Raw genomic sequence first — 22,736 nt, forward strand, 5'->3', positions numbered from 1 at the left:
CGTCTGTTGGACGCGCAATCTCACATCGCGGTACGTCAGGCACCCGCGACCAGCAGCACCCCGAGGGTGATCATCGTGGCGGCGACCAGGCCGTCGAGGACGCGCCAGGCGGCGGGCCGGGTCAGGAAGCGGCCGAGCAGCCGGGCGCCGAAGCCGAGGGCGGCGAACCAGCAGAGGCTGGCGAGGGCGGCGCCGAGGCCGAAGGTCCAGCGCAGCGGACCGCGGTCGGCGGCGAGGGAGCCGACCAGGAAGAGGGTGTCGAGGTAGACGTGGGGGTTGAGCCAGGTCAGCGCCAGACAGGTGAGGACCGCGCGGCGGCGCGTGCCGGCGGCCTCGCCGTCCGTGCGCAGGGCTTCGGTGCCGGGCCGGATCACCCTACGGGCCGCGAGGAGCCCGTACCCGAGCAGGAACGCGCCGCCGATCCAGCCGACCGCGGTGAGCGCCCCCGGCCAGGCCACCACCAGTGCGCCCACTCCGCCCACGCCCAGGGTGATGAGCAGCGCGTCGGAGAGGGCGCAGATCCCGACGACGGCGAGGACGGCGTCACGGCGGATGCCCTGACGCAGGACGAAGGCGTTCTGGGCGCCGATGGCGACGATGAGCGAGAGACCGGTGCCGAAGCCTGCGGCCGCGGCGGCGAGAGCGGTGGACATGGCTTCCACGCTAGGGAGGCGATCACTGCACGTACAGCTAAAGATTCTTAAGTATGATTAGCGTTTGTGATGACCCCTTGATGACCGATCTTCCTCTGGACCAGGTGCGGACGCTGCTGGCGGTGGTGGACGAGGGCACCTTCGACGCGGCGGCCGCAGCCCTGCATGTGACGCCGTCGGCGGTGAGTCAGCGGGTCAAGGCGCTGGAGCAGCGCACGGGCCGCGTTCTGCTGCTGCGCACCAAGCCGGTGCGGCCGACGGAGTCCGGGGAGATCGTCGTCCGGTTCGCCCGGCAGCTGGCCCGGCTGGAACGCGACACGCGGTCCGAGCTGGGCATGAGCGGGGCAGGCGAGCCGACGCGGGTGACGGTCGCGGTGAACGCGGACTCGCTGGCGACCTGGATCCTGCCGGCCCTGACTCGGCTGTCGCACGAGCCCCGGCTCTGCTTCGAGCTGCACCGCGAGGACGAGACCCGCACAGCGGAGCTGCTGCGGGAGGGCCGCGTCATGGCCGCGGTCACCTCGTCGCCGGACCCCGTGACCGGCTGCTCCGTGCGGACGCTGGGCCGGATGCGCTATCTGGCCGCCGCGAATCCGGACTTCGCCGCCCGCCATCTCGCCGACGCACCCCTGCCCGAGGCGCTCGCCGAGGCTCCGGTCATGACCTTCGACCGGCGCGACGACCTCCAGGACGCGTTCGTACGCGCCCTGCGCCGGGGCGCCGAGGGCGCGAGCCGCCTGCGACACGCCGTGCCGACCTCGGAGGGCTTCCTGGACGCGGTCGTGGCCGGGCTCGGCTGGGGCATGGTGCCCGAGGTGCAGGCCGGGCCGCTGCTGGCCGGCGGGCGACTGGTCTCCCTCGCCCCCGAGCGGCCCCTGGACGTCCCGCTGTACTGGCAGCATTGGAAGCTCGACTCGCCCGCGCTGGCACTGGTGGCGGACGCGGTCGCGCGGACGGCGGCGGTCAGTCTCAGGAACTGAGCCGGGCCAGGGTCGCCGCCGCGCTGTCCAGCAGCATCTCCAGCGCGGTCGGATAGGCGCTGGTCACCATGCGGGCCGGCAGCAGCGGGGCGGCCTCGGCGATCCGGGGGTGGGTGGCGGCCGGCAGCCGGGCGTACGTCGAGCGCCACATCGCGTCGTCGGCGCGCTGCGAGGCACTCGGCAGGGCCAGGGACGCGGCGTCCAGGGCGGCGAAGGCCAGGGTCTGGTCGATGAAGGCGTGGTAGACGCGGACCGTGTCCGGCAGCGGGAAGCCGGCGGTGCGCAGCACGTCCAGGACGGCCTCGTCGGCGGCGAGTTCGTTGGGCCGCCCGGTGACCCGGCTCGTGGTGAGCTGGGCGGCCTGCGGGTGGGCGACGTACGCGGCGTGGATGCGCAGCCCGATGCCGTGCAGGTCGGTCCGCCACTCCCCCGTCGGTGCCCAGCCGCGCAGCGCCTCTCCGATCAGCGCGTCGCCGATGGCGAGGGTGAGGTCGTCCATGCCGCGGAAGTAGCGGTAGAGGGTGCTGGGGTCGCAGTCGAGCGCGAGGCCGAGCCTGCGGGCGGTGAGTCCGGTGCTGCCGTGCTCGCGCAGCAGCCGCAGCGCGGCCTCGACGATCAGCCGCTCGGACAGCACCGTGCCACTCCTGGTCGGCCGCCGCCGGCGACGTCTCTCCTCCGGTACGACCGCCTTGGGCATGCCGGCTCCCTTCAGTGCGCCTTATGCCAACGCCATTGACCTTACGACGCCCGGGAGCGTTGTATCTCCGACAGGGCCCCGCCTTTCGTACCTTTGGCACCCTTCGCACACTTTCGACCGAGGGAGTTCCGTCATGCGTGTCCTGCTCGTGGGTGCCGGTGGTGTGGGCACCGCCGTCACCCGGATCGCCGCCCGGCGCCCGTTCTTCGAGGCGATGGTGGTCGCCGACTACGACCCCGCCCGCGCCGAGGCAGCCGTCTCCGCGCTCGACGGCGACGACCGGTTCACCGCCGAGCGGGTCGACGCGGCCGACGAGGCGGCGGTGGCCGGGCTGCTCGCCCGGCACCGCTGCGACGTGCTGCTCAACGCCACCGACCCGCGTTTCGTGATGCCCCTGTTCGGAGCGGCGCGCACGGCCGGGGCCACCTACGTCGACATGGCGATGTCACTGTCACGCCCGCACCCGGAGCGGCCGTACGAGGAGTGCGGGGTCAAGCTCGGTGACGCACAGTTCGCGCAGGCCGACGAGTGGGCGAAGGCGGGCGGACTCGCCCTGGTCGGCATGGGTGTCGAACCCGGTCTCTCGGACGTGTTCGCGCGGTACGCCGCCGACGAACTCTTCGACGAGATCGAGGAGATCGGCATCCGCGACGGAGCGAATCTCACCGTCGAAGGCCTCGACTTCGCGCCCTCCTTCAGCATCTGGACCACGATCGAGGAGTGCCTCAACCCTCCGGTCGTCTACGAGGCCGACCGGGGCTGGTTCACCACCGCGCCGTTCAGCGAGCCCGAGGTGTTCGACTTCCCCGAGGGCATCGGCCCGGTCGAGTGCGTGAACGTGGAGCACGAGGAGGTGCTGTTGGTGCCGCGCTGGGTGGAGGCGCGCCGGGTCACCTTCAAGTACGGCCTGGGCGGGGAGTTCATCGAGACGCTGAAGACGCTGCACCGGCTGGAGCTGGACCGCACCGAGCCGGTGACCGTGAAGGGCGCGGCGGGCCCGGTGGCGGTCTCGCCCCGGGACGTGGTCGCCGCCTGTCTGCCCGACCCGGCGACGCTGGGCGAGCGGATGCACGGCAAGACCTGCGCGGGCACCTGGGTGCGCGGCGTGAAGGACGGCGCGCCGCGCGAGGTGTACCTGTACCACGTGGTCGACAACCAGTGGTCGATGACCGAGTACGGCAGCCAGGCCGTGGTCTGGCAGACGGCCGTCAACCCGGTCGTCGCCCTCGAACTCCTCGCCACCGGCGCCTGGTCGGGCGCGGGTGTCCTGGGCCCCGAGGCGTTCCCGGCGCGGCCCTTCCTCGACCTGCTCACGGCGTACGGCTCGCCCTGGGGGATGCGCGAGCAGTGACCCTCAGGCGTCGTCCTGCGGGGCCGGCGCGGCCGGCAGGATCAGGGTGAAGACACTGCCGCTGCCGGGGGTGCTCGTGGCCTCGGCCGTACCGCCGTGGGCGGCGACCAGGTGGCGGACGATGGCGAGGCCGAGGCCGCTGCCTCCGGTACGGCGGCTGCGGGACTTCTCGGCGCGCCAGAACCGCTCGAAGACATGCGGCAGGTCCTCGGCGGTGATCCCGGTGCCGGTGTCGGCGACCGCCAGCACGACGTCCGCGCCGGCGCGGCGGGCGGTGAGGGTGACCGTGCCGCCCGCCGGGGTGTGCCGTACGGCGTTGTTGACCAGGTTGCCGAGGGCCTGGCGGAGGCGTACCGGGTCGGCGTCCAGCCAGGGGATGCCGTCGGTCTCGGTGCGCAGATGGACGTCGGCGGTCTTGGCGGCGACGCGGTGGGCGGCGGCCACCTGGGCGAGGAGGTCGTCGGCGGGGACGGGTTCGCGGTGCAGGAGCAGGGTGCCGGCGTCGGCGGCGGCGAGGTCGCGCAGGTCGTCGATGACGCGCTGGAGGACCAGGGCCTCCTCGTGCAGGGCGCCGAGCAGTTCGGGGTCGGGTTCGACCAGACCGTCGCGGGTGACCTCCAGCCAGCCCCGGATGTTGGTGAGGGGGCTGCGCAGTTCGTGCGCGATGTCGCTGACCATGGCCTTGCGCTGGATCTCCAGGCGTTCCCGGCGCTCGGCGAGGTCGTTGAACGCCTCGGCGAGGATCCCGGTCTCGTCGCGGGTGGTCACGGCTACGCGCGCGTGCCGGTCGGGAGGCTGCTGGGCGGCCTCGGTGAGCGCGCGCAGGGGCCGCACCAGACGGATGGCGACGACGGCGGACACGGCGACGGTGAGGGCGAGCACCAGGCCGGCCGTGCCGAAGACCTTCGCCTTGTTGCCCGGGGACATGTTCCAGCGGGGCGCGGCGCGGTTGTCGCCACCGCCCAGGAAGAGTTCGGCGGCGGGAGCGACGTACGGGGCGAGCTGGGCGCGGCGGGCTTTGTCGATGCACGTCTCGAAGGCACGCTGGATCCTGGAGTCGCCGATCTTGGCGTATCCCGCGAGGATGGGCGGGGCGAGACTGCCGCCGCCGACGTCGACGGTGAGCATGTAGGGCACCTTGCCCTTGAGTCCCGTCCGGTTCAGACAGGGCAGGGCGCGATTCTGGAGGTCGTCGAGGGCCTTCTTCTCGGTGGGGGTCGGCGTGTTGAGCCGGCCGTCCGCGCACGGGGTGGCCCCGTCGCCGCCGGGGCTGCCGTTGTCGCCGGTGAGGATCGACCGGCCGCTGGGGATGCGGGTGGTCGTCGTCTCGTACCCGTAACGCGTGTAGCACTTCCGGGTCGCCCGGGCGATCTGGTCGACCTTGGCGCGTTCGGCCGCGGTGAGCCGGTAGGGGCCGACCACCCGGGGGTCGATGCCGGTGAGCTGGGCGCCGCGCTCGGTGTAGGTGTCGGTGCTCAGCGGATCGACGGTGGCCGCGGAGCGCGGGGGCAGGGAGGCGCCGCGCGGGGCGGAGTCCGCGATCGGCACACGGCCGGTGGCGGTGGCCAGGGCGATGCGCCGGCCGGTCTTGGCGGACAGCGCGCGGACCTTGGGCCCGACGCCCTTCCAGTCGGGGTGGGTGGCGGCGTAGCCGCTGAGCTCGGCGAGGATGTCCATGTCGTCGGCGAGGGCCTGGCCCTGCTCCTCGCGCAGGGCGCGGGTGGTGGTGGCCACCGCGAGCCAGGCGGTGGCGGCCACCGAGCACACGGCGATGAGCACGGAGGTGAACAGCAGCCGCACCAGCAGGCGTTTGCGCAGGGGTATCCGGGTCACGCGCGTCCGCCGCTCAGCTTGTAGCCGACGCCGAACACGGTCACCAGGCGTACGGGTCTGCGCGGGTCGGCCTCGACCTTCCGGCGCAGGTTCATGATGTGGACGTCGACGGCGCGTTCGGTGGAGGCGCGGTCGAAGCCGCGGGTGCACTGGAGCAACTGCCCCCGGGAGAAGACCCGTTCGGGTTCGCCGGTGAGGGCGAGCAGGATCTGGAACTCGGCGGGCGTGCACTCCACCGGCAGCCCGTCGCAGTGCACCTCGTGCCGTACCGGGTCGACGACGATCCCGGCGGCCCGCAGCACGGGCTCCTCGCGCCGGTCCACGGAGCGCCCGCTGCGCCGCAGCACGGTGCGGATCCGCGCCATGAGCTCGCGCGGGCTGTACGGCTTGGTCATGTAGTCGTCGGCGCCGACCTCCAGGCCTAGCAGGACGTCGTCCTCGCCGGCGCGGGCGGTGAGCATCAGGACGGGGATGTCGTCCTCGCGGCGCAGCGCCCGGCACACCGCGATGCCGTCGAGGACGGGCAGCATCAGGTCCAGGACGACGAGGTCGGGCTCGAGCCGGCGGGCCGCCTCGACGGCGGCGGGTCCGTCGTGGACGACGGTGGCGGTGTGGCCGTCGGCGAGCAGGGAGCGGCGGATCAGCTCGGCCTGCATCCGGTCGTCCTCGGCGACCAGTACATGTGCGCACACGCGGCGGTTCCCCCAATGCGGTCGGCGGCCCCGGTCAGCGGGCCAGAGAGGCATGGTCGCCCATGACCACGACCGGGTGCAGGGCGGGGTCGAGGGTGCGCAGGAGTTCCCTCATGTGCTTCTCGGCGAGGCTCACACAGGCCTGGGTGGGTCCGCCGTGGTCGACGTGCAGCCATATCCCGCCGCCGCGCCGCGCGCCCATCGGACGGGTCCAGTCGAGCGGGGTGGTGCCGGGCCTGCGGTTGTAGTTGACGGCGATCACGTAGTCGAAGGAGCCGGCGAGCGGCTCGCCCCTGAATCCGGTGCCGTGCGCGGTGAAGCCGCTCCCGTGGTCGTACGGCAGTCGTGTGCCGGGGTCGGGCAGCAGGCCGCCGGCGTCGGTGAGGCCGTAGACACCGATGGGTGAGCGCAGGTCGCCTACCACGTGGTGGTCGCTCCAGCCCCTGAGCGCGTTGTGCGCGGGCCAGCGCTGCCCGGCCTGCCAGCCGGTCCCGGTGCGCCGATATAGGACGACCGTGGAGTCCGGGGAGTTCCTGCCGCGTCCGGTCACCACGACGACCTGCTTCGTCCGCTCGGGCACCTGGGACCGGGTCCCGGGCCGGGTATCCGCTGCGGCACGGTCTGCGTGGAGAGCGAGGGGGCGGGGGTGGTCGGGGTGGCCGCGGGCGGTGCGGCGTGCGGGGGCGCGGAGCTGGTGCCCGCGCCGCCGCCGCATCCGGTGAGCAGGAGGGACGCGGCGAGCAGCGCGGTGCTGCGTCGAGGCGTGATCATGAAACGACCTTGGCCGACAGTTGTGTGGAACCTGTCAGGTTCCGGCGACGGTTCGGGCGGTCACGGTGTGCTGGGTTTGCCCTGAGCGTACAGCCACTTGTGGAACAGGGGACCCAGGTTCTTCCCCGACTCCCGCTCCGCCAGCCGCTCGAACTGGGCGGTCGTGCCGTGCCCGTAGCGGTTGCGGTCGGCCCAGGCGCGCAGGACGCGGAAGAAGGCGCGGTCGCCGACGGCGGTGCGCAGGGCGTGCAGGGCCATGGCGCCGCGGGCGTAGACGGGGGTACCGAAGATGTTCGCGCCGCTGCCGGGGTTGCCGGGCGGGAACTCCCACAGACCGTCGGTGGCGGGGCGGGCGTAGAGGGCCTTGAAGGTCTTCTGGGCGCTGTCGCCGCCGTGCTGTTCGGCGTAGAGCCACTCGGCGTAGGTCGCGAAGCCCTCGTTGAGCCAGATGTCCTTCCAGGAGGTGAGGGAGACGGAGTCGCCGAACCACTGGTGGGCGCTCTCGTGGACGAGGGTGCTCAGGTCGGGGGCGCTGTCGTACACCGGCCGGGTCTGGGTCTCCAGGGCGTATCCGACGTTGGGCGCGCGGTCGACGATGGAGCCGGCGGCGCGGTACGGGTAGGGCCCGAAGAGCTTGCTCTCCCACTCCAGCACGGACGGCAGTTTCTTCAGCACCGGTGCGGCGGCGGAGGCCTCACGCGGGTCGACGGCGTCGTAGACCTTGATGCCGCCGCGGGTCGTGTACTGCTTGACCTCGAACTTCCCGACGGTCGCGGTGGCGAGGTAGGCGGCCATGGGTTCCTTCTGCCGCCAGCGGAAGGTGGTCCTGCCGCCCCGGGTGCGCTGGCCGAGCAGGACGCCGTTGGCGACGGCGGTGCGGCCCTTGGGGACGGTGATGGTGAAGTCGTACGACGACTTGTCGAGCGGGTGGTTGTTGGCGGGGAACCAGGTCATGGCGCCCTGGGGTTCGCCGGCGACGAACGCGCCGTCGTCGGTGGGGATCCAGCCGTCGAGGGAGCCGTCGGGGTCGGTGACCGGGCCGGGCTTGCCCCGGTAGGTGACGGTGACGCGGAACGTCTGGCCCTTGTGCAGGGCCCGGTGCGGGGTGACGACGAGTTCCTGGCCGCTGCGGCGGTAGGCCGCCCTGGCGCTGTCGACGGTCAGGGCGGTGATCTTCAGGCCCTTGAAGTCGAGGTCGAAGCGGGTCAGCCGCTGGGTGGCGCGGGCGGTGAGGACCGCCTTGCCGGTGAGGTGACGGCTCGTCGGGTCGTAACCGAGCGTCAGGCCGTAGTGGGCGACGTGGTAGCCGCCGTTGCCGGCGAGCGGGAAGTAGGGGTCGCCGACGCCGGAAGCGCCCGCCTGGCCGGCCGCGGTGGCGGGGCCGGCCGCCGTGAGCAGGGCCGCCACGGCGACGGGCACGGTGGCGACGACGGCTCCTCGGCCGAGGACGGCGGTGCGTCTGCGGGGGTGGGTCACGTGCGCTCCTTGGGGGGTGGCGTGTGATCAGGAGATCCTCAGACTAAGGAACCGTCATATCGGTTTCCCCCTCATTCGGGTCAAGCCACACGGCGGTGTCGCACCTCCTCGTTCTAGGCTCGACGGCATGAGTGTTCGCGTGCGTCGCGTCTACGAACCGCCCGAGCCGGGCGACGGGGTGCGGGTTCTCGTCGACCGGCTGTGGCCGCGCGGTCTGTCCAAGGACGCGGCCCGGGTGGACGAGTGGCCCAAGGGCCTCACTCCGTCGAACGAGCTGCGCCGCTGGTACCACGCGGGCGAGGGATCGTACGAGGAGTTCGCACGCCGCTACGAGGCGGAGCTGACCGCCCCCGAGGCGGCTGAACTCCTCGACGGCGTCCGGGAGTTGACGGGCAAGGGCCCGGTGACGCTGCTGACGGCGGCGAAGGCTCCGCAGGAGAGCCACGCGGCCGTGCTGCTGCGGCTGCTCGGCTAGCGCCCGGCGGTCACCCGGACTTCGTCGGCAGCCCCGCCGCCTGCGCCGCCGTACGCAGTACGTCCCGCAGCATCTGCGGGGTGAGCTTGCCGGTGAAGGTGTTGCGCTGGCTGACGTGGAAGCAGCCGAAGAGGTCGAGGCCGTCGAGCGGCACGCGCGCGCCGTGCGCGAAGACGGGTCGTGGCCGGGGTACCGTCCAGCCCGCCTCGGCGAATGCGGGCAGCGCGGCCTGCCAGCCGAAGGCGCCGAGCACGACCACGGCGCGCAGCGTCGGCCGCAGCAGCCTCAGTTCCTGGACGAGCCAGGGCCGGCAGGTGTTCCGCTCCTCGGGGGTGGGCTTGTTCTCGGGCGGGGCGCAGTGCACGGGCGCGGTGATGCGGACGCCGTGCAGTGCGAGGCCGTCGTCGGCGGCGACGGAGGTCGGCTGGTTCGCCAGGCCCACGTCGTACAGCGCCCGGTACAGCACGTCCCCGGAGCGGTCGCCGGTGAACATACGGCCGGTGCGGTTGCCGCCGTGGGCGGCGGGGGCAAGACCGATGATCAGGAGCGAGGCGTCGGCGGGCCCGAAGCCGGGCACCGGCCGCGCCCAGTAGCTCCAGTCCCGGAAGGCGGCCCGCTTCGTCCGGCCGACCTCCTCCCGCCACTCCACGAGCCGGGGACACGCCCGGCATCCGGCGACCCGCGTGTCGAGCCGAGCCAGGCCGTCCGTGTCGGTCATTGTCCGGCGGTGAGTCTGCGGGCGGCTTCGATCACCGTCTCGCGGCGGCGGGCCAGCGCGGCCCCGTCGGTGTCCTCGTCCAGGACCGTGCGGCATATCCCCGGCACCGCGAAGTTCCAGGCGATCAGCCCCATGAGGGTGAACAGCAGGTCCTGCGCGGCCCGGATGCGGGCGTCCGCGGGGAGATGGGGGGCCATGCCTCCTTCCACGAGGCAGCGCGCCTTCTCCTGGAAGCTGTCACGCCGGTCCCGCTCGCCCTCCTCTGAAGCGGCGCACTCCTCCAGCGCCTCCCACAGCAGAAGCCTGATCAGCTCCGGGTGCTCCCGGTACCAGTCGAAGATCTGCCCGACCGAATCGGCCACGGAGTCGGGGTCGATCGAGAGGGAGACACGGAGCCCCTCCAGCCTGTCCCGCACGATGCGGGAGAACAGCTTCTCCTTGCTCCCGTAGTACAGATAGATCGCCTGCTTGTTGGCTCTGGCCGCCGTCGCGATCCGCTCGACCCTGGCCCCCGCCAGGCCGTGCTCGGCGAACTCGGCGGCGGCGGCGTCGAAAATCCGCCGTCTTGTGTCCTCCGCGTCATAGGCCATGACCGAATTAAACCATCCGGTTGACTCCTCCTGCCCGGGGCGGCAGTATCGGCGGCGTACTAAAACAAACGGATGGTTTATTTCATCCTCACCGAAGGGTCCGTCATGAGCACTGCCACCCCTGCCCCCATACCCGTCCGCTCGCCGCTGACGAGCGCCCTTGCCGGCGCGACCGCCGTCCTGCTCGGCGGCACCTCGGGCATCGGCCTCGCGGCGGGCGTGCTGCTGCGCTCGGTCGGCGCGCGTGTCGTCCTGGTCGGCCGTGATCCCGGCCGGCTGAAGACCGCCGTCGACCAGGTACGGGGCGCGGGCGCGGACGGCGACATCGACGACGTCGTGCTGGGCGTTTCCGGCGACGCCGGGGACGAGGAGGTCCTCGCCGAGGCCTTCGACACGGCGGGGCACGTCGACCACGTACTCCTCACGGCGGGCGGCCTCACCGGCGTCGGCCCTCTGACCGAGTTGTCGGCCGACGACATCCGCGGCACCCTCGACGCCCGGCTCTGGTCCGTCTTCGCGGCTGCCCGCGCGGCGGCCACCCGGCTCCCCGCGGGCGGCTCGCTCACCCTCTCCTCGGGGATCCTCGTGGGCCGCCCCATGCCCGGGATGTCCGTGCCCCTGTCGATCGGCGGTGCGGCGGAGACCCTCACCAGGGCCCTCGCCGTGGAACTGGCCCCCGCGCGCAAGCGCGTGAACGCCATCCGCTACGGCCGCATCGACACCCCGCTGCTGCGCGCGGTGCCGGGTCACGGCTCCGACGAGGCCATCGCCACCGCCGGCTCCACCATCCCCCTCGGCCGGGTCGGCACCCCCGAGGAGGCCGCCGCCACGGCCCTCTTCCTCATGGCCAACAACTACGTCACGGGCCAGATCCTGACGGTGGACGGCGGCCAGACCCTGCTCTGAGCCCGGTACCGCGGCAGCGCCGGGACCCCGGCGCTGCCCCGCCCGGGCCTCAGCCCGTCTGCTTCGCCGCCGCCCGCCCCGCCGCGCGCCCCGAGAAGAGGCAGCCGCCGAGGAAGGTGCCCTCCAGGGCGTTGTAGCCGTGGACGCCGCCGCCGCCGAAGCCGGCCACCTCGCCGGCCGCGTACAGGCCCTCGATCGGCTGTCCTTCGGCGCCGATGGCGCGCGAGTCGAGGTCGGTCTGGATGCCGCCGAGGGTCTTGCGGGTGAGGACGTGCAGCTTGACGGCGATGAGCGGGCCCGCCGCCGGATCGAGGATGCGGTGCGGGGTGGCGACGCGGCCGAGGCGGTCGCCGATGTAGCGGCGGGCGTTGCGGATGCCCTGCACCTGGGCGTCCTTGCTGTACGCGTTGCCCATCTGGAGGTCGCGGGCGCGGATCTGGCGGCGCAGTGCGTCGGCGTCGAGGAGGGGCTTGTCGGTCAGCGCGTTCATCTTCTCGACGAGCCGGTCGAGGGTGTCCGCGATGACGAAGTCGGCGCCGTGGTCGAGGAACGCCTGCACGGGGGCGGGGGCGCCCTTGCCGAGGATCCGGTCGCGCAGGACGCCCTTGCGGTCCTTCGCGGTGATGTCGGGGTTCTGCTCGGAGCCCGACAGCGCGAACTCCTTCTCCACGATCTTCTGACTGAGGACGAACCAGGAGTGGTCGTGCCCCGCGATGTCCTCCGTGGTGCGCAGATGCCTGAGGGTGCCGAGGGTGTCGTACCCGGGCAGGCACGGGTCGGGCAGCCGGCGGCCGAGCGCGTCGAACCACATCGAGGACGGGCCGGGCAGGATGCGGATGCCGTGGCCGGGCCAGACAGGGTCCCAGTTCTGGATGCCCTCGGTGTAGTGCCACATACGGTCGCGGTTGACCAGCCGTACACCGGCCTCGGCGCTGATGTCGAGCATCCTGCCGTCGACGTAGGCGGGGACGCCGGTGACCATCTCGGCGGGCGGGGTGCCGAGCCGTTCGGGCCAGTAGCGGCGGACGATCTCGTGGTTGGCGCCGATGCCGCCGCTGGTGACGACCACGGCCTGCGCGGTCAGCTCGAAGTCGCCGATCGCGTCGCGGTTGGAGGCGACTCCGCGCGCGGAGTCGTCGGCGGCGAGGACGGTGCCGCGTACGCCCCGGGCGGCGCCGTCCGTGAGGACCAGCTCGTCGACGCGGTGGCGGTGGTAGAAGGTCAGCAGCCCGTCCTTCGCGGCCTGCTTGGCGTACCGGACGAACGGGTCGACGACGCCGGTACCCGTCCCCCAGGCGACATGGAAGCGGGGTACGGAGTTGCCGTGTCCGTCGGCGCGCAGGTCGCCGCGCTCGGCCCAGCCGACCGTCGGCACGAAGGAGATCCCGTGCCCGGTCAGCCAGGTCCGCTTCTCCCCCGCCGCCCACTCGACATAGGCGCGCGCCCAGCGCACCGCCCAGGAGTCCTCGTCGTCCGTGCGGTCGAACTGCGCGCTGCCCTGCCAGTCGTTCCAGGCCAGGTCGAGGGAGTCCTTGATGCCGAGGCGGCGCTGCTCCGGGGAGTCGACGAGGAACAGCCCGCCGAAGGACCAGAACGCCTGGCCGCCGAGGTTGGCGGCGTTCTCCTGGTCGACCAGGGCGACCCGCCGGCCCCTGCTGGTGAGTTCGTGCGCCGCGACGAGGCCCGCGAGGCCCGCTCCGACGACGATGACGTCCGCGTCCATGGCGACCGTTGCCTTTCTGCCTGAAAACCTGAAGAACCTGGGGAACCTGGGGAACCTGGGGAACCTGGGGAACCTGGGGAACCTGGGGAAGTTGTCATGCGTGGTTGCTGCCGTCGGTCAGCAGCGCGGTGAGCAGTTGCTTGAGCCAGGCGCGGGCGCCGTCCACGTCCTTGTCCAGGAGCAGTTGGACGGTGACTCCGTCGTAGGCGGCGACCACCGCGTGGGCGGCGGAGTCCGCGTCGCCGAGTACCGCGGGCAGGGCGGTGTGGCCGCGGGCCCGGGCCAGCCGGTCGGCGATGGCGCCGCGCAGCCTGGCCCGGTGCTCCAGCAGGGTCTGGGCGACGGCCGGGTCACGGGCGGCGTGCACCAGGAAGTCCGTCTTCACCTGGAGCCAGTCCAGGTCGAGGAGCAGCACCTCGGTGACCCGGTCCACGGAGGACGGCACGTCGAGGTCGGGGCCGTCCCCGGCGAGGGCATCGGCGACCTGCCGGGCGATGAGGTCGGCGCGCTCCCCGTAGAGCGCGAAGAACAGCTCGTCCAGGCTGGCGAAGTTCGAGTAGAAGGCGCCCCTGCTGTAGCCGGCGGCGTCGCACACCTCCTCGATGGAGACGCGCCCGAACCCCTTGGCCGCGAACACCGAGAAGGCGGCGTCGAGCAGGTTGGCCCGCGTGCGGACCCGGCGCCGGGTGACACGCCCCGTCTGCTGCGTGGCCATGGTGGAACCTCCGTTCGATACGCGAATGTATCGGATACATCGATGTATCGAAAGGCATCGGCCTCGACCCCTTGACCGGAATCAGCCGCGAACACCTCGGCGCCGAGCAGCCCTCTCGGGGTGGGCACCTCATCACTGCCGACGACGCGGACTCAGCCGCTCAGATGGCGTTCCAGCCAGTCCGCGGCGGTCCGGCGGAACAGTCGCCGGTTGTCCGCGCGCAGGAAGTCGTGGCCCTCATCGCGCAGGGTGAGGAGCTCGGCCGGGATGCCTCGTTCACGCGCCGCCCGGACGAACTGCTCGGACTCCCCCGGTGGCACGTTGGTGTCGTGTTCACCGTGGACGGCGAGCAGGGGGACGCGCAGCGCGTCGATGCGGTTCATGGGCGAGAGCGCGCGCAGCAGCTCGCGGTCGCGCTCGGGGTGGCCGTACTTGTGGGCCGCCGACTCCGCGAGCCAGGGCTCCGTACTGGCGAAGAAGGTCGCGAAGTCCGACATACCGCAGACGGCGACCCCGGTACGGAACAGATCCGGATGCCGTACGAGGGAGGCGAAGGTCAGATAGCCGCCGTACGAGCGCCCCATGACCGCCAGCCGGGTCGGGTCGACGGGGCCCGCCGACACCGAGTGAGCCGCGCAGTCCGCGACGTCGTCCAGCGCGGCGAAGCGGCCGGTACCCAGATCGGCGTCGACGAAGGACCTGCCGTGCCCCGAGGAGCCTCGGACGTCGGGGGCGAAGACGTCCAGTCCCCGTCCGGTCAGCTCGTGGTAGAGCGGGTTGAAGACCGGGCGCTCCTGCTCCTCCGGACCACCGTGCAGGTGGATCACACAGGGCGCCGGCTCGTCCGGAGCCCGGCCCGGTGCCCGGTAGTACCAACCGCTCAGCGGCAGTCCGTCCTGCGCCGTGAGCCGTAGGAGGACAGGGCGCACGGGCGGACGCCCCGGCGGAACGGCGTCCTCGTCGCGGGAGGACCAGGGGCTGCGCAGCAGGGACACGCCTTGGGAGGCCCACCACACACCGGGCCGGCGCTGGGACCCGGACAGCGCCGACAGCAGGCGCCGCGGGCCGACCGCCTCGACACGCGTGACAACCTCGTGGGGCAGGGGAACGGGCGTCGGCGGCGGGCCGTGCGGTGCCCGGTGTGTCGGGGAGGTGTCGAGGAGTTCGAGCCGGCTCGCGCCCCGTGCGTTCCAGGACAGCACGGCAGTGCGGCCGTCGTGCGACAACGCCAGGAGATCGAGGTCGCTGTCGTGCCGTTCCGCCACGACGGACATGCCGTGTGGTCGGCCGTCGGTGCCGAGGGCGACGGCGAGGAGCGCCGCGTACTCCCGGTCGACGTTGCTGCGCAGCCACAGAGTCCGGCCGTCGGGCGAGAACCGTCCGATCCACGGATCTCCGTCGGCGACCGGCACGGTGCACGTCGTCGCCGGGTCGGCCGTGCGCCGGACGACCGCTTCCCGCCGTCCGCGCGGCCCCCGGCGCAGCAGCACGAACCCGCCGTCGCGGCTGATGTCGCACACCCGCAGCGTGGCGGCGTGCGTTTCCGTGGCGAGCAGTACGGCGGACGCCAGACCGTCGGGATCGATCAGATAGGCCGACAGACCGTCGTCGGGCCGGACCGCCGGTACGGGGAGAGCCATGGCGTCGGCAGCCGCTACGGTCTGTTCCGCCCCCTGTGCGGTGCCGTACCGGGTGTCGTACGGGGTTCCGCCCAGGAGCGTCGCACGGCGGCCGTCGCGGTCGGCCCGGTCCATCGACGGGCCGGTGTCCGCAGGTGCCCACCCCGTACCGTCCGGGGGCGTGCGGGCGGCCGGTGCGGCGACGGTGACGGCGACGGCCGAGCCGTCGTGCGCCCAGCGGCCCAGGTAGGCGGTGCTGCCCGGGTCGGCCGCGGCCAGGACGCGGCGGCCGGTGCCGTCGGGTCGTACACACAGCACCCGGGTGTGCTCGCCGCCGCCCGGTGCGGTGGTGTAGGCGATCCAGCGGCCGTCCGGTGACCAGGCCACCTCTTTGACGGGATCCGGGCAGGTGTCGAGCAGTCGCACCTCGTCACCGTCCACGGGCCCGGCCCACAGTTGGGGAACTCCGCCCCGGTCACAGATGAAGGCCGCCTGGGTGCCGTCCGGGTTGGCGGAGGGATACCAGCAGCCGTGAGCGTGCAGCCGGGTCACGGCGTCCCGCGGACCACTCGCCTCGGGCAGGGGAAGCGGCTTCGGGGCGGCGTGGGCAGAGCCGTGCGCGTCCGCCGGGCGGGGCTCGGGGGGCGCGACTTGGGCGACGCCGGGGGCCCCGGGCTGAGCGGCGAGGGACGGCGGGACGGACACCGTGTCGGACGGGGCGGTGCTCCGCTCGTCGGTCACGTGATCCCGTGCGTCTGCAGCCATATCTCCAGCAACGCTACCTGCCACAAGGCGTTTGCTCCCCGTTTGGTGCGGTGTTCGTCGGGAGCCTCGAGGAGCTCGGACACGTACGACTCCTGGAAGAGTCCGCGCCGCCTCGCCTCGGGTGCCCCGAGCGCCTCGCGCACCCGCTTCAGGACGGGGTCCGCCATGTACCTGATGGCCGGTACCGGGAAGTAGCCCTTCGGGCGGTCGACGACGTCCAGGGGCAGAAGCCCGCGGCCCGCCGCCTTCAGCACGCCCTTGCCGCCGTCCGCGAGTTTGAGTTCCGGCGGACAGGCCGCGGCCAGTTCGACGAGTTCGTGGTCGAGGAACGGCACACGGGCCTCGAGCCCCCAGGCCATGGTCATGTTGTCGACTCGCTTGACCGGGTCGTCGACGAGCATCACGTGCGTGTCCAGGCGCAGGGCCGCGTCCAGGGCCGTCTCGGCCCCGGGGGCCGCCATGTGGTCCCGGACGAAGCGACCCGAGACGTCGTCGTCGGGCAGCACGCGGGACTCCAGGATCCGGGCGAGGTCGGCATGCGGCCGGTCGAAGTACGTCTCGGCGTACCGTTCGGCCGCGTCAGCGCGGGCGACCTCGGCGAGCCGCGGATACCAGTGGTAGCCGGCGAGCACCTCGTCGGCGCCCTGTCCGCTCTGCACGACCTTCACCTCCTTGGACACCTGCTCGGACAGCAGATAGAAGGCGACCACGTCGTGGCTGGTCATCGGCTCGCTCATGGCCGCGACGGCACCGTCCAGGGCCGTCGACACCCGGTCGGACGGAACCATCAGCCGACGGTGGTCGGTGCCGAACTCCCGGGCCACCAGATCCGAGTACCGGAACTCGTCGCCCTCTTCCCCGCCCTCCGACTCGAATCCCACGCTGAACGTCATCAGGTCCCGCTGTCCCTCCTCGGCCAGCAGCGCGACGATCAGGCTGGAGTCGAGGCCGCCGGAGAGCAGGACACCGACCGGGACGTCGGAGACCATCCGCCGGCGTACGGCCGTGCGCAGCGCCTCCAGCACGGCGTCCCGCCAGTCGTGCGCGCCCATGGCCGCGTACTCGGCCCGGCGCGTGTACGACGGCTGCCAGTAGCGGTGGTCGCGGTGGGTGCCGTCCGGTTCGACGACCCGCACGGTGGCCGGCGGGAGCTTGCGCACCCCGGCCAGGACGGTGCGCGGCGCCGCGACCGTGGCGTGCCAGCTCAGGTACTGGTGGACGGCCACCGGATCGAGCGAGGTGTCCACGTCGCCGGCGGCGAGGAGGGCGGGCAGGGAGGACGCGAACCGGAGCCGGCCCGGCGTCCGTGCCAGGTACAGGGGCTTGATGCCGAGCCGGTCACGGCCCAGCACCACACGCCCGGACCGGTGCTCGACGAGGGCGAAGGCGAACATGCCGTAGAAGCGCTCCACACAGGAGGTGCCCCACTCCCGGTAGGCCTTCAGCACCACCTCGGTGTCGGACGTCGTCGCGAAGCGATGTCCCAGTCCTCGGAGCTCTTCACGCAGCTCCTGGTAGTTGTACACACATCCGTTGAAGACGCCGGTGATGCCGCCTCGGGAGTCGGTCATCGGCTGTGCCGCGAGATCCGACAGGTCGATGATCTTCAGTCGCCGGTGACCCAGCGCCACCGCGCCCCGCGTCCAGATTCCCCGGCCGTCGGGACCACGTGCGGCAAGTCGCTCGCTCATCCGCTCGACGGCAGCGAGGTCGGGTCGGCGACCGTCGAAGCGGATCTCACCACTCAGACCGCACATGACGTATCACCTCCGTTCCGTTCGACGTGGACCGACCGCCGGAACACGGGTTCCGGCTCGTCGGCATAGAGGGGCAGATCGTCGGTGCCCATGGCATTCACCTGCGGGTCAACGGCCGCACGGACCGGTGGGAGCCTGTCCCTTCGGCGGCGGACGGCGGGGTCTTGCGTCGGGTGTCCGTCGCCCTGTGGGCCGCGCGTTCGCCGCGGGTCTCGGCGATCAGCATGTCGACGCAGGCCAGCAGGTCCTCTTCCTGTGCGATACGGCGCAGGCGCTGGGCCGCGCTGCCGTCGGCGAGGGCCGCCCCCGCCAACGTGCGGACGGTCTCCCAGTCGCCGTGCGCCTCCAGGGCGGGGCGCATTCGGGCGAGCAGCTTCCGCACGACCTGCTCGGCGGGCGACTCCTGGTGGGTCTCGGGGTCCACCAGGACGCCTTCGAGCCCGGACCGGGCAGCCCGCCAGGAGGCGCCGCGCAGCCACTCGTGCCGGCCTTCGCGGCCCGGAGGACCGCCCGTCCGAAGCCTCTCGCAGGCCTCGGTCACCAGGGCGCGGAACAGTCCGGCGACGAGCACGACGGTTTCCGCGCGCGGGCAGGAGTCACAGATGCGCAGTTCCAGCGTCTGCAGGTGAGCGGAGGGGCGTACGTCGTAGTAGATCATCCCCGTGTCGCTGATGATCCCGGCCCGGACGAGGTCGCGCACCGTGGCGTCGTACTCGGCCGCGTTCGCGAAGCAGCCGGCCGGGCCCGCGGTGGGCCAGCGCTGCCACAGCATGGTGCGCCAGCTCGCGTAACCGGTGTCGGACCCCTGCCAGAACGGCGAACTGGTGGAGAGCGCGAGAAGCACGGGCAGCCAGGGCGAGACCAGGCACATGGCCTGTACCGCCGTGTCGCGGTCGGGTACGTCCACATGGACCTGGGCGCCGCAGATGAGCTGCTCGTCGGCGACCGTGCGGTAGTCCTCGACCATGTGGCGGTAGCGTGCGCCGCCGGTGGGGTGCGCGGAGGCCGGGGGCGCGAGCGGCGCCGTACCGGCGGCCACCACCGCGAGCCCCAGCGCGGAGGCGGCCGCGTCGAGCCGCCGTCTCGTTCCGGCGAGGTCGGCGTGGAGATCGTCCAGTGACGAGTGCACCTCGCTGTTCGACTCCACGGTGGACTGGTGCAGCTCCGTCGTGAAGGTGCGTCGGGGAAGGTGTCGCAGGATCGGAGCGGCGCGCGGCACGAGCAGCCCGCTCTCCACCTCCAGGACGTGAAACTCCTCCTCCACTCCGATACGAACGCTCACGGTCACTCCTCGGGGTGATACGGAGGCTGCCAGGCGTCGGCGGATGGGCGCCTCCCCGGCGAACCTCTCAAATGAGCAGGTACCCCTGTGCGAGGCGGACCGAGTTCCGACCGCCACTCAAGCAGATTACCGAAGTCAGGCAGAGCAGGCATTCCGCCCTTCTCCACACCGGACGGATGTTGCGGAACGAAGAGGGCGGCTCCTGCCGGCGGATCTGGGAGCACCGCGTCCCGAAGCCCACGCGCGCCCGCCGGGCCGCGTGTGAGCATCCGGTTCCGGCCACGTGGGGTGCGCCGAGGCGGAGCCGCCGCACAGACGATCGACATGATCTGCTTTGCTGTGGTCGTCGCACAGGCTCCTACCACACGGGACGACGAACCATGGGCGCGGACGTACGCCAAGTCGCGGACGGCACCTACCTGGTGCACGGCTCCAACACCAACTGGGTGATCCTCACCGACGGGGACGCCGTCACCCTCATCGACACCGGATACCCGGGCGACCGGCAGCAGGTGCTGGACTCCCTTGCCGAGGTGGGCGGTTCACCGGAGGCGGTGGTGGCCGTACTGATCACCCACGCCCACAACGACCACCTGGGCTCGGCCGAGCACCTGCGCTCGGCGTACGGCACCCCGGTCTATCTGCACGAGGCCGAAGTACCGCACGCCCGCCGGGAGTTCCTCCAGCAGGTGAGCGTGGGCGAGGTGCTGAGGAACGCCTGGCGGCCCGGTGTGCTGCCCTGGATGGTGCACGCGCTGCGCTCCGGCGGCACCGAGCAGCACCCGGTCACCGCGCCCGAGGCGTTCCCGGTCGCCGCCGGCCCGCTCGACCTGCCGGGCCGGCCGGTCCCTGTGCACACTCCGGGGCACACCGACGGCCACGCCGTCTTCCACCTCCCGGAGGCGGGGGTCGTGATCTCCGGGGACGCCCTGGTGAGCGGCCATCCGACCTCCCGTGTCCAGGGACCGCAGCTGCTGCCCGACATGTTCCACCACGAGCGCTCCCGCGCGGTGACCTCGCTGGACCTCATAGAAGCGCTCGACGCCGACCTGCTGCTGCCCGGGCACGGTCCCCTGCACCGGGGGTCCGTGAAGACGGCCGCCCAGCAGGCGCGCGAGCGCGCCGTCTAAGGTCAGGCCATGGCTTTGCAGATCAGCGCCACCAACCCGGAGCACCCGGTACTCCTCCTGGAGCTGCCGTGGGACGTGCCCCTGGAGGAGTGGCCCGAGGACATCCTCGTCCCGCTGCCGCGCGGTATCTCCCGGCACGTGGTGCGCTACGCGCGCGCCGGTGACGAGGTGATCGCCGTCAAGGAGCTGGCCGAGCGCCCGGCGCTGCGCGAGTACGAGCTGCTGCGCGACCTGGACCGCATCGGTATCCCGGCCGTCGACCCGCTGGCCGTGGTCACGGGCCGGGCCGACGGCGTCGGCGAACCGCTGGAGTCGGTGCTGGTCACCCGGCACCTGGGCGGTTCGATGCCGTACCGGTCGATGTTCGAGACGACCATGCGGCCCGCCACCATGCACCGGCTGATGGACGCCCTCGCCGTGCTGCTGGTGCGGCTGCACCTGGCCGGTTTCGCGTGGGGCGACTGCTCGCTGTCCAACACGCTGTTCCGGCGGGACGCGGGCGCCTACGCCGCCTATCTCGTGGACGCCGAGACCGGCGACCTCTACCCGCAGCTCAGCCCGGGCCAGCGGGAGTACGACCTCGATCTGGCCCGGGTCAACATCAGCGGCGAGCTGCTCGACCTGGAGGCGTCCGGGGCGCTGCACCCGTCGGTGGACGCGATCGAGTTCGGCATGGAGATCTGCAACCGCTACAACGCGCTGTGGGAGGAGCTGACCCGCACCTCGGTCTACCCGGCGGGCAAGTACCACTTCATCGAGCGCCGTATCCGCCGCCTCAACGAGCTGGGCTTCGACGTCGCCGAGATGCAGATCGAGCACTCCACCAACGGCGACACCGTCACCTTCGTGCCGAAGGTCGTCGACGCGGGCCACCACCAGCGCCAGCTGCTGCGGCTGACGGGCCTCGACACCGAGGAGAACCAGGCCAGGCGGCTGCTGAACGACCTGGAGAGCTGGATGGCGACCCAGGACGACTACGCCCCCGGCGATCCCCTCGCGGCCCGCCCCGAGGTGCTGGCGCACCGGTGGGTGCGGGACGTCTTCCGCCCCACCGTGCGCGCGGTCCCCCCGGAGCTGCGCGGCTCCATGGACTCGGCGGAGATCTACCACGAGCTCCTGGAGCACCGCTGGTACCTCTCCGAGCACGCCCAGCACGACATCGGCCTCGGCACGGCCGTCGAGGACTACATCGAGAAGATCCTGCCCAAGGCCCGGGAGACGCTGGAGCCGACGCTGCCGGAGTGAGTCACTCGTGCGGGACGACCGCCACCGGGCAGTCGGCGTGGTGCAGGACGCCATGGGCCACCGAGCCGAGGAGGGCGCCCGCCGCCGTGCGGTGGGCGCGGCGGCCGACGACCATCAGCTGGGCCCGGCCGGACACCGACAGGAGCACCTGCCCCGCGCTGCCCATCTCCACGTGTTCGACGACGTGCACGTCCGGGAAGCGTTCCCGCCACGGCGCGACGGCCTCGGAGAGGGCCTTCTTCTCGAACGGCTCCGGGCCGCCGGCCTCGTCGAGGAGCTTGAGGGAGGCGGGGCTGTAGGCGAACACCGGCGGGAGCGTCCAGGCCCGTACCGCGCGGACGCCCGCGCCGCGCGCCGCCGCGGTCTCGAAGGCGAACCGCAGCGCGGGGGCGCTGTCCTCGGGGTCTCCGTGCTGGCCGACGACGACCTCGTGCCCGGCGGCCTCGGCCGACGGCCGGTCACCGGCCCGGACCAGGACGACCGGGCGTGCCGCCTCCGCCAGCACCTGGCGGCCGACGGAGCCCAGCAGGAAGCCGACGACCGCGCCGTGCCCGCGCGAGCCGAGCACCAGCAGTTCCGCGTCCGCCGCCGCGGCGAGCAGCGTCTCCGCCGGCCGGCCCTCCTCGACGTCGGTGGTCACGGCCAGCCCGGGGTGCCGCTCGGCGACCGTGCCGACGGCCCGCTCGACCGCGTCCCGCACCCAGCGCCGCTGGGTGTCCTCGTCGGCCACGTCGGGCGCGCTGTCCGGCTGGAACCTCCAGGCGTGCACCACCCGCAGCGCAAGGTCGCGCCGTACGGCCTCCCGGGCCGCCCAGGCGAGCGCGGCGAGGCTCTCGTCCGTCCCGTCGACCCCTGCCGTGATCGGGCCCGTCATCCCGCTGTCTCCCTCGGTCGTGATCACTTCGTCGGGGCCAGTCTTCACTACGCTGGACGGCATGAGTCTCGAATGGGAACAAGTGGTCGTCGACTCCGCCGACCCGGTGGCGCTCGGGCGCTGGTGGGCCGAGGCGCTGGGCTGGGTGGTGGTCGCGGAGGAGCCGGACGAGTTCGAGATCCGGCCGGCTCCGGACCGGCTGCCGGGGCTGATCTTCGTCCCGGTGCCGGAGGGCAAGCAGGTCAAGAACCGGCTCCATCCGGACTTCCGCCCGCAGGACCAGCAGGCGGAGGTGGCCCGGCTGCTGTCCCTGGGCGCGCGCCACGCGGATGTGGGCCAGGGCGAGCAGTCGTGGGTCACACTCGCCGATCCCGAGGGCAACGAGTTCTGTGTGCTCGCGCGACGGCAGGCTTGACCGTGCGTGCACGATCCACCGGCAGCACGGCGCGAACCGGGGCCGTCGAACATACGATGGGCGTTTGAA

The 22,736-nt window shown here is 72.5% G+C and carries 20 protein-coding genes and 1 pseudogene; 7 read left to right on the forward strand and 14 right to left on the reverse strand.

Translation table 11 applies throughout. The features are described 5' to 3' along the window. Window positions 1-35: 35 nt before the first annotated feature. Entirely contained in the window at window positions 36-653 is a 618-nt protein-coding gene (locus ACFPIH_RS15415; protein ID WP_381172715.1) for a LysE/ArgO family amino acid transporter, read from the reverse strand. Between the two features lie 80 nt (window positions 654-733). Here ACFPIH_RS15415 and ACFPIH_RS15420 point away from each other — a divergent pair, with 80 nt between their 5' ends. Further along, window positions 734-1,633 (forward strand): LysR family transcriptional regulator ArgP, encoded by a 900-nt coding sequence (locus ACFPIH_RS15420; RefSeq protein ID WP_381172713.1) that lies wholly within the window; start codon window positions 734-736, stop codon window positions 1,631-1,633. On the opposite strand, the gene ACFPIH_RS15425 is transcribed toward ACFPIH_RS15420, so the two are convergent. Next, window positions 1,623-2,330: a TetR/AcrR family transcriptional regulator gene (locus ACFPIH_RS15425; RefSeq protein ID WP_381172711.1), complete on the reverse strand. Its 708-nt coding sequence runs from the start codon at window positions 2,328-2,330 to the stop codon at window positions 1,623-1,625. The two genes, ACFPIH_RS15420 and ACFPIH_RS15425, sit on opposite strands and share 11 nt — an antisense overlap. 133 nt (window positions 2,331-2,463) lie before the next feature. On the opposite strand from ACFPIH_RS15425, the gene ACFPIH_RS15430 reads away from it, so the two are divergent. Beyond that, complete coding sequence (locus tag ACFPIH_RS15430; RefSeq protein WP_381172709.1) at window positions 2,464-3,681, forward strand: saccharopine dehydrogenase family protein; 1,218 nt, start codon at window positions 2,464-2,466, stop codon at window positions 3,679-3,681. 3 nt (window positions 3,682-3,684) lie between these two features. Here the strand turns inward: ACFPIH_RS15430 and ACFPIH_RS15435 are convergent, their stop codons facing one another. The 4 genes and pseudogenes from ACFPIH_RS15435 to ACFPIH_RS15450 form a co-directional block, all read right to left on the reverse strand. Further along, complete coding sequence (locus ACFPIH_RS15435) at window positions 3,685-5,514, reverse strand: sensor histidine kinase (protein WP_381172707.1); 1,830 nt, start codon at window positions 5,512-5,514, stop codon at window positions 3,685-3,687. Beyond that, window positions 5,511-6,206 carry a response regulator gene (locus ACFPIH_RS15440; protein WP_381172705.1) on the reverse strand — a complete coding sequence of 232 codons (696 nt, stop codon included), beginning with the start codon at window positions 6,204-6,206 and terminating at the stop codon, window positions 5,511-5,513. Before ACFPIH_RS15440 ends, ACFPIH_RS15435 begins: the two co-directional genes overlap by 4 nt. Window positions 6,207-6,240: 34 nt before the next feature. Beyond that, a pseudogene (locus ACFPIH_RS15445) lies at window positions 6,241-6,977 on the reverse strand (hypothetical protein). 60 nt (window positions 6,978-7,037) lie between these two features. Further along, window positions 7,038-8,453, reverse strand: a complete 1,416-nt coding sequence (locus tag ACFPIH_RS15450; RefSeq protein WP_381172703.1) for a M1 family metallopeptidase — start codon at window positions 8,451-8,453, stop codon at window positions 7,038-7,040. Between the two features lie 127 nt (window positions 8,454-8,580). Between ACFPIH_RS15450 and ACFPIH_RS15455 the strand changes: the two genes are divergently transcribed. Then, window positions 8,581-8,928 carry a DUF488 domain-containing protein gene (locus tag ACFPIH_RS15455; RefSeq protein ID WP_381172701.1) on the forward strand — a complete coding sequence of 116 codons (348 nt, stop codon included), beginning with the start codon at window positions 8,581-8,583 and terminating at the stop codon, window positions 8,926-8,928. A 10-nt stretch (window positions 8,929-8,938) separates the two neighbouring features. On the opposite strand, the gene ACFPIH_RS15460 is transcribed toward ACFPIH_RS15455, so the two are convergent. Both ACFPIH_RS15460 and ACFPIH_RS15465 read right to left on the reverse strand, forming a co-directional pair. Continuing rightward, complete coding sequence (locus ACFPIH_RS15460; protein WP_381172698.1) at window positions 8,939-9,646, reverse strand: uracil-DNA glycosylase; 708 nt, start codon at window positions 9,644-9,646, stop codon at window positions 8,939-8,941. After that, window positions 9,643-10,236 carry a TetR/AcrR family transcriptional regulator gene (locus tag ACFPIH_RS15465; protein ID WP_381172696.1) on the reverse strand — a complete coding sequence of 198 codons (594 nt, stop codon included), beginning with the start codon at window positions 10,234-10,236 and terminating at the stop codon, window positions 9,643-9,645. The genes ACFPIH_RS15460 and ACFPIH_RS15465 overlap by 4 nt, the downstream gene beginning before the upstream one ends. Before the next feature lie 105 nt (window positions 10,237-10,341). On the opposite strand from ACFPIH_RS15465, the gene ACFPIH_RS15470 reads away from it, so the two are divergent. Continuing rightward, the gene (locus ACFPIH_RS15470) at window positions 10,342-11,142 is read left to right on the forward strand and encodes an SDR family NAD(P)-dependent oxidoreductase (protein ID WP_381172694.1); all 801 of its coding nucleotides are present in this window, start codon (window positions 10,342-10,344) and stop codon (window positions 11,140-11,142) included. A gap of 49 nt (window positions 11,143-11,191) precedes the next feature. Here ACFPIH_RS15470 and ACFPIH_RS15475 read toward each other — a convergent pair whose 3' ends face one another. The 5 genes from ACFPIH_RS15475 to ACFPIH_RS15495 form a co-directional block, all read right to left on the reverse strand. Continuing rightward, on the reverse strand, window positions 11,192-12,865 hold the full coding sequence (locus tag ACFPIH_RS15475; protein ID WP_381172692.1) for an FAD-binding dehydrogenase: 1,674 nt from the start codon (window positions 12,863-12,865) through the stop codon (window positions 11,192-11,194). 94 nt (window positions 12,866-12,959) lie between these two features. After that, on the reverse strand, window positions 12,960-13,580 hold the full coding sequence (locus tag ACFPIH_RS15480; protein ID WP_381172690.1) for a TetR/AcrR family transcriptional regulator: 621 nt from the start codon (window positions 13,578-13,580) through the stop codon (window positions 12,960-12,962). A 152-nt stretch (window positions 13,581-13,732) separates the two neighbouring features. After that, entirely contained in the window at window positions 13,733-15,964 is a 2,232-nt protein-coding gene (locus ACFPIH_RS15485; RefSeq protein WP_381172689.1) for a S9 family peptidase, read from the reverse strand. Then, complete coding sequence (locus ACFPIH_RS15490) at window positions 15,937-17,721, reverse strand: N-acetylglutaminylglutamine amidotransferase (RefSeq protein WP_381172687.1); 1,785 nt, start codon at window positions 17,719-17,721, stop codon at window positions 15,937-15,939. Before ACFPIH_RS15490 ends, ACFPIH_RS15485 begins: the two co-directional genes overlap by 28 nt. Before the next feature lie 97 nt (window positions 17,722-17,818). Further along, window positions 17,819-19,003 (reverse strand): carboxylate-amine ligase, encoded by a 1,185-nt coding sequence (locus ACFPIH_RS15495; RefSeq protein WP_381172685.1) that lies wholly within the window; start codon window positions 19,001-19,003, stop codon window positions 17,819-17,821. 380 nt (window positions 19,004-19,383) lie between these two features. On the opposite strand from ACFPIH_RS15495, the gene ACFPIH_RS15500 reads away from it, so the two are divergent. Together ACFPIH_RS15500 and ACFPIH_RS15505 are read left to right on the forward strand one after the other, a co-directional pair. Further along, window positions 19,384-20,133: an MBL fold metallo-hydrolase gene (locus ACFPIH_RS15500; protein WP_381172682.1), complete on the forward strand. Its 750-nt coding sequence runs from the start codon at window positions 19,384-19,386 to the stop codon at window positions 20,131-20,133. Window positions 20,134-20,142: 9 nt separating this feature from the next. Next, window positions 20,143-21,378 (forward strand): DUF4032 domain-containing protein, encoded by a 1,236-nt coding sequence (locus ACFPIH_RS15505; RefSeq protein ID WP_381172680.1) that lies wholly within the window; start codon window positions 20,143-20,145, stop codon window positions 21,376-21,378. A gap of 1 nt (window position 21,379) precedes the next feature. On the opposite strand, the gene ACFPIH_RS15510 is transcribed toward ACFPIH_RS15505, so the two are convergent. Then, window positions 21,380-22,252 (reverse strand): universal stress protein, encoded by an 873-nt coding sequence (locus ACFPIH_RS15510; protein ID WP_381172678.1) that lies wholly within the window; start codon window positions 22,250-22,252, stop codon window positions 21,380-21,382. A 61-nt stretch (window positions 22,253-22,313) separates the two neighbouring features. Here ACFPIH_RS15510 and ACFPIH_RS15515 point away from each other — a divergent pair, with 61 nt between their 5' ends. Continuing rightward, the gene (locus tag ACFPIH_RS15515) at window positions 22,314-22,667 is read left to right on the forward strand and encodes a VOC family protein (protein WP_381172676.1); all 354 of its coding nucleotides are present in this window, start codon (window positions 22,314-22,316) and stop codon (window positions 22,665-22,667) included. Window positions 22,668-22,736 lie beyond the last annotated feature (69 nt).

The organism is Streptomyces vulcanius (assembly GCF_042653945.1).
In the GTDB taxonomy this organism is placed as follows: domain Bacteria; phylum Actinomycetota; class Actinomycetes; order Streptomycetales; family Streptomycetaceae; genus Streptomyces; species Streptomyces mangrovi.

What these genes read in the sequence shown, in the direction of transcription:
- ACFPIH_RS15480 (WP_381172690.1), bottom strand. Translation starts at nt 13,580, where the DNA reads ATGGCCACGCAGCAGACGGGGCGTGTCACCCGGCGCCGGGTCCGCACG.
- ACFPIH_RS15465 (WP_381172696.1), bottom strand. Translation starts at nt 10,236, where the DNA reads ATGGCCTATGACGCGGAGGACACAAGACGGCGGATTTTCGACGCCGCC.
- ACFPIH_RS15485 (WP_381172689.1), bottom strand. Translation starts at nt 15,964, where the DNA reads ATGGCTGCAGACGCACGGGATCACGTGACCGACGAGCGGAGCACCGCC.
- ACFPIH_RS15430 (WP_381172709.1), top strand. Translation starts at nt 2,464, where the DNA reads ATGCGTGTCCTGCTCGTGGGTGCCGGTGGTGTGGGCACCGCCGTCACC.
- ACFPIH_RS15490 (WP_381172687.1), bottom strand. Translation starts at nt 17,721, where the DNA reads ATGTGCGGTCTGAGTGGTGAGATCCGCTTCGACGGTCGCCGACCCGAC.
- ACFPIH_RS15505 (WP_381172680.1), top strand. Translation starts at nt 20,143, where the DNA reads ATGGCTTTGCAGATCAGCGCCACCAACCCGGAGCACCCGGTACTCCTC.
- ACFPIH_RS15475 (WP_381172692.1), bottom strand. Translation starts at nt 12,865, where the DNA reads ATGGACGCGGACGTCATCGTCGTCGGAGCGGGCCTCGCGGGCCTCGTC.
- ACFPIH_RS15415 (WP_381172715.1), bottom strand. Translation starts at nt 653, where the DNA reads ATGTCCACCGCTCTCGCCGCCGCGGCCGCAGGCTTCGGCACCGGTCTC.
- ACFPIH_RS15500 (WP_381172682.1), top strand. Translation starts at nt 19,384, where the DNA reads ATGGGCGCGGACGTACGCCAAGTCGCGGACGGCACCTACCTGGTGCAC.
- ACFPIH_RS15510 (WP_381172678.1), bottom strand. Translation starts at nt 22,252, where the DNA reads ATGACGGGCCCGATCACGGCAGGGGTCGACGGGACGGACGAGAGCCTC.
- ACFPIH_RS15460 (WP_381172698.1), bottom strand. Translation starts at nt 9,646, where the DNA reads ATGACCGACACGGACGGCCTGGCTCGGCTCGACACGCGGGTCGCCGGA.
- ACFPIH_RS15455 (WP_381172701.1), top strand. Translation starts at nt 8,581, where the DNA reads ATGAGTGTTCGCGTGCGTCGCGTCTACGAACCGCCCGAGCCGGGCGAC.
- ACFPIH_RS15425 (WP_381172711.1), bottom strand. Translation starts at nt 2,330, where the DNA reads ATGCCCAAGGCGGTCGTACCGGAGGAGAGACGTCGCCGGCGGCGGCCG.
- ACFPIH_RS15470 (WP_381172694.1), top strand. Translation starts at nt 10,342, where the DNA reads ATGAGCACTGCCACCCCTGCCCCCATACCCGTCCGCTCGCCGCTGACG.
- ACFPIH_RS15420 (WP_381172713.1), top strand. Translation starts at nt 734, where the DNA reads ATGACCGATCTTCCTCTGGACCAGGTGCGGACGCTGCTGGCGGTGGTG.
- ACFPIH_RS15515 (WP_381172676.1), top strand. Translation starts at nt 22,314, where the DNA reads ATGAGTCTCGAATGGGAACAAGTGGTCGTCGACTCCGCCGACCCGGTG.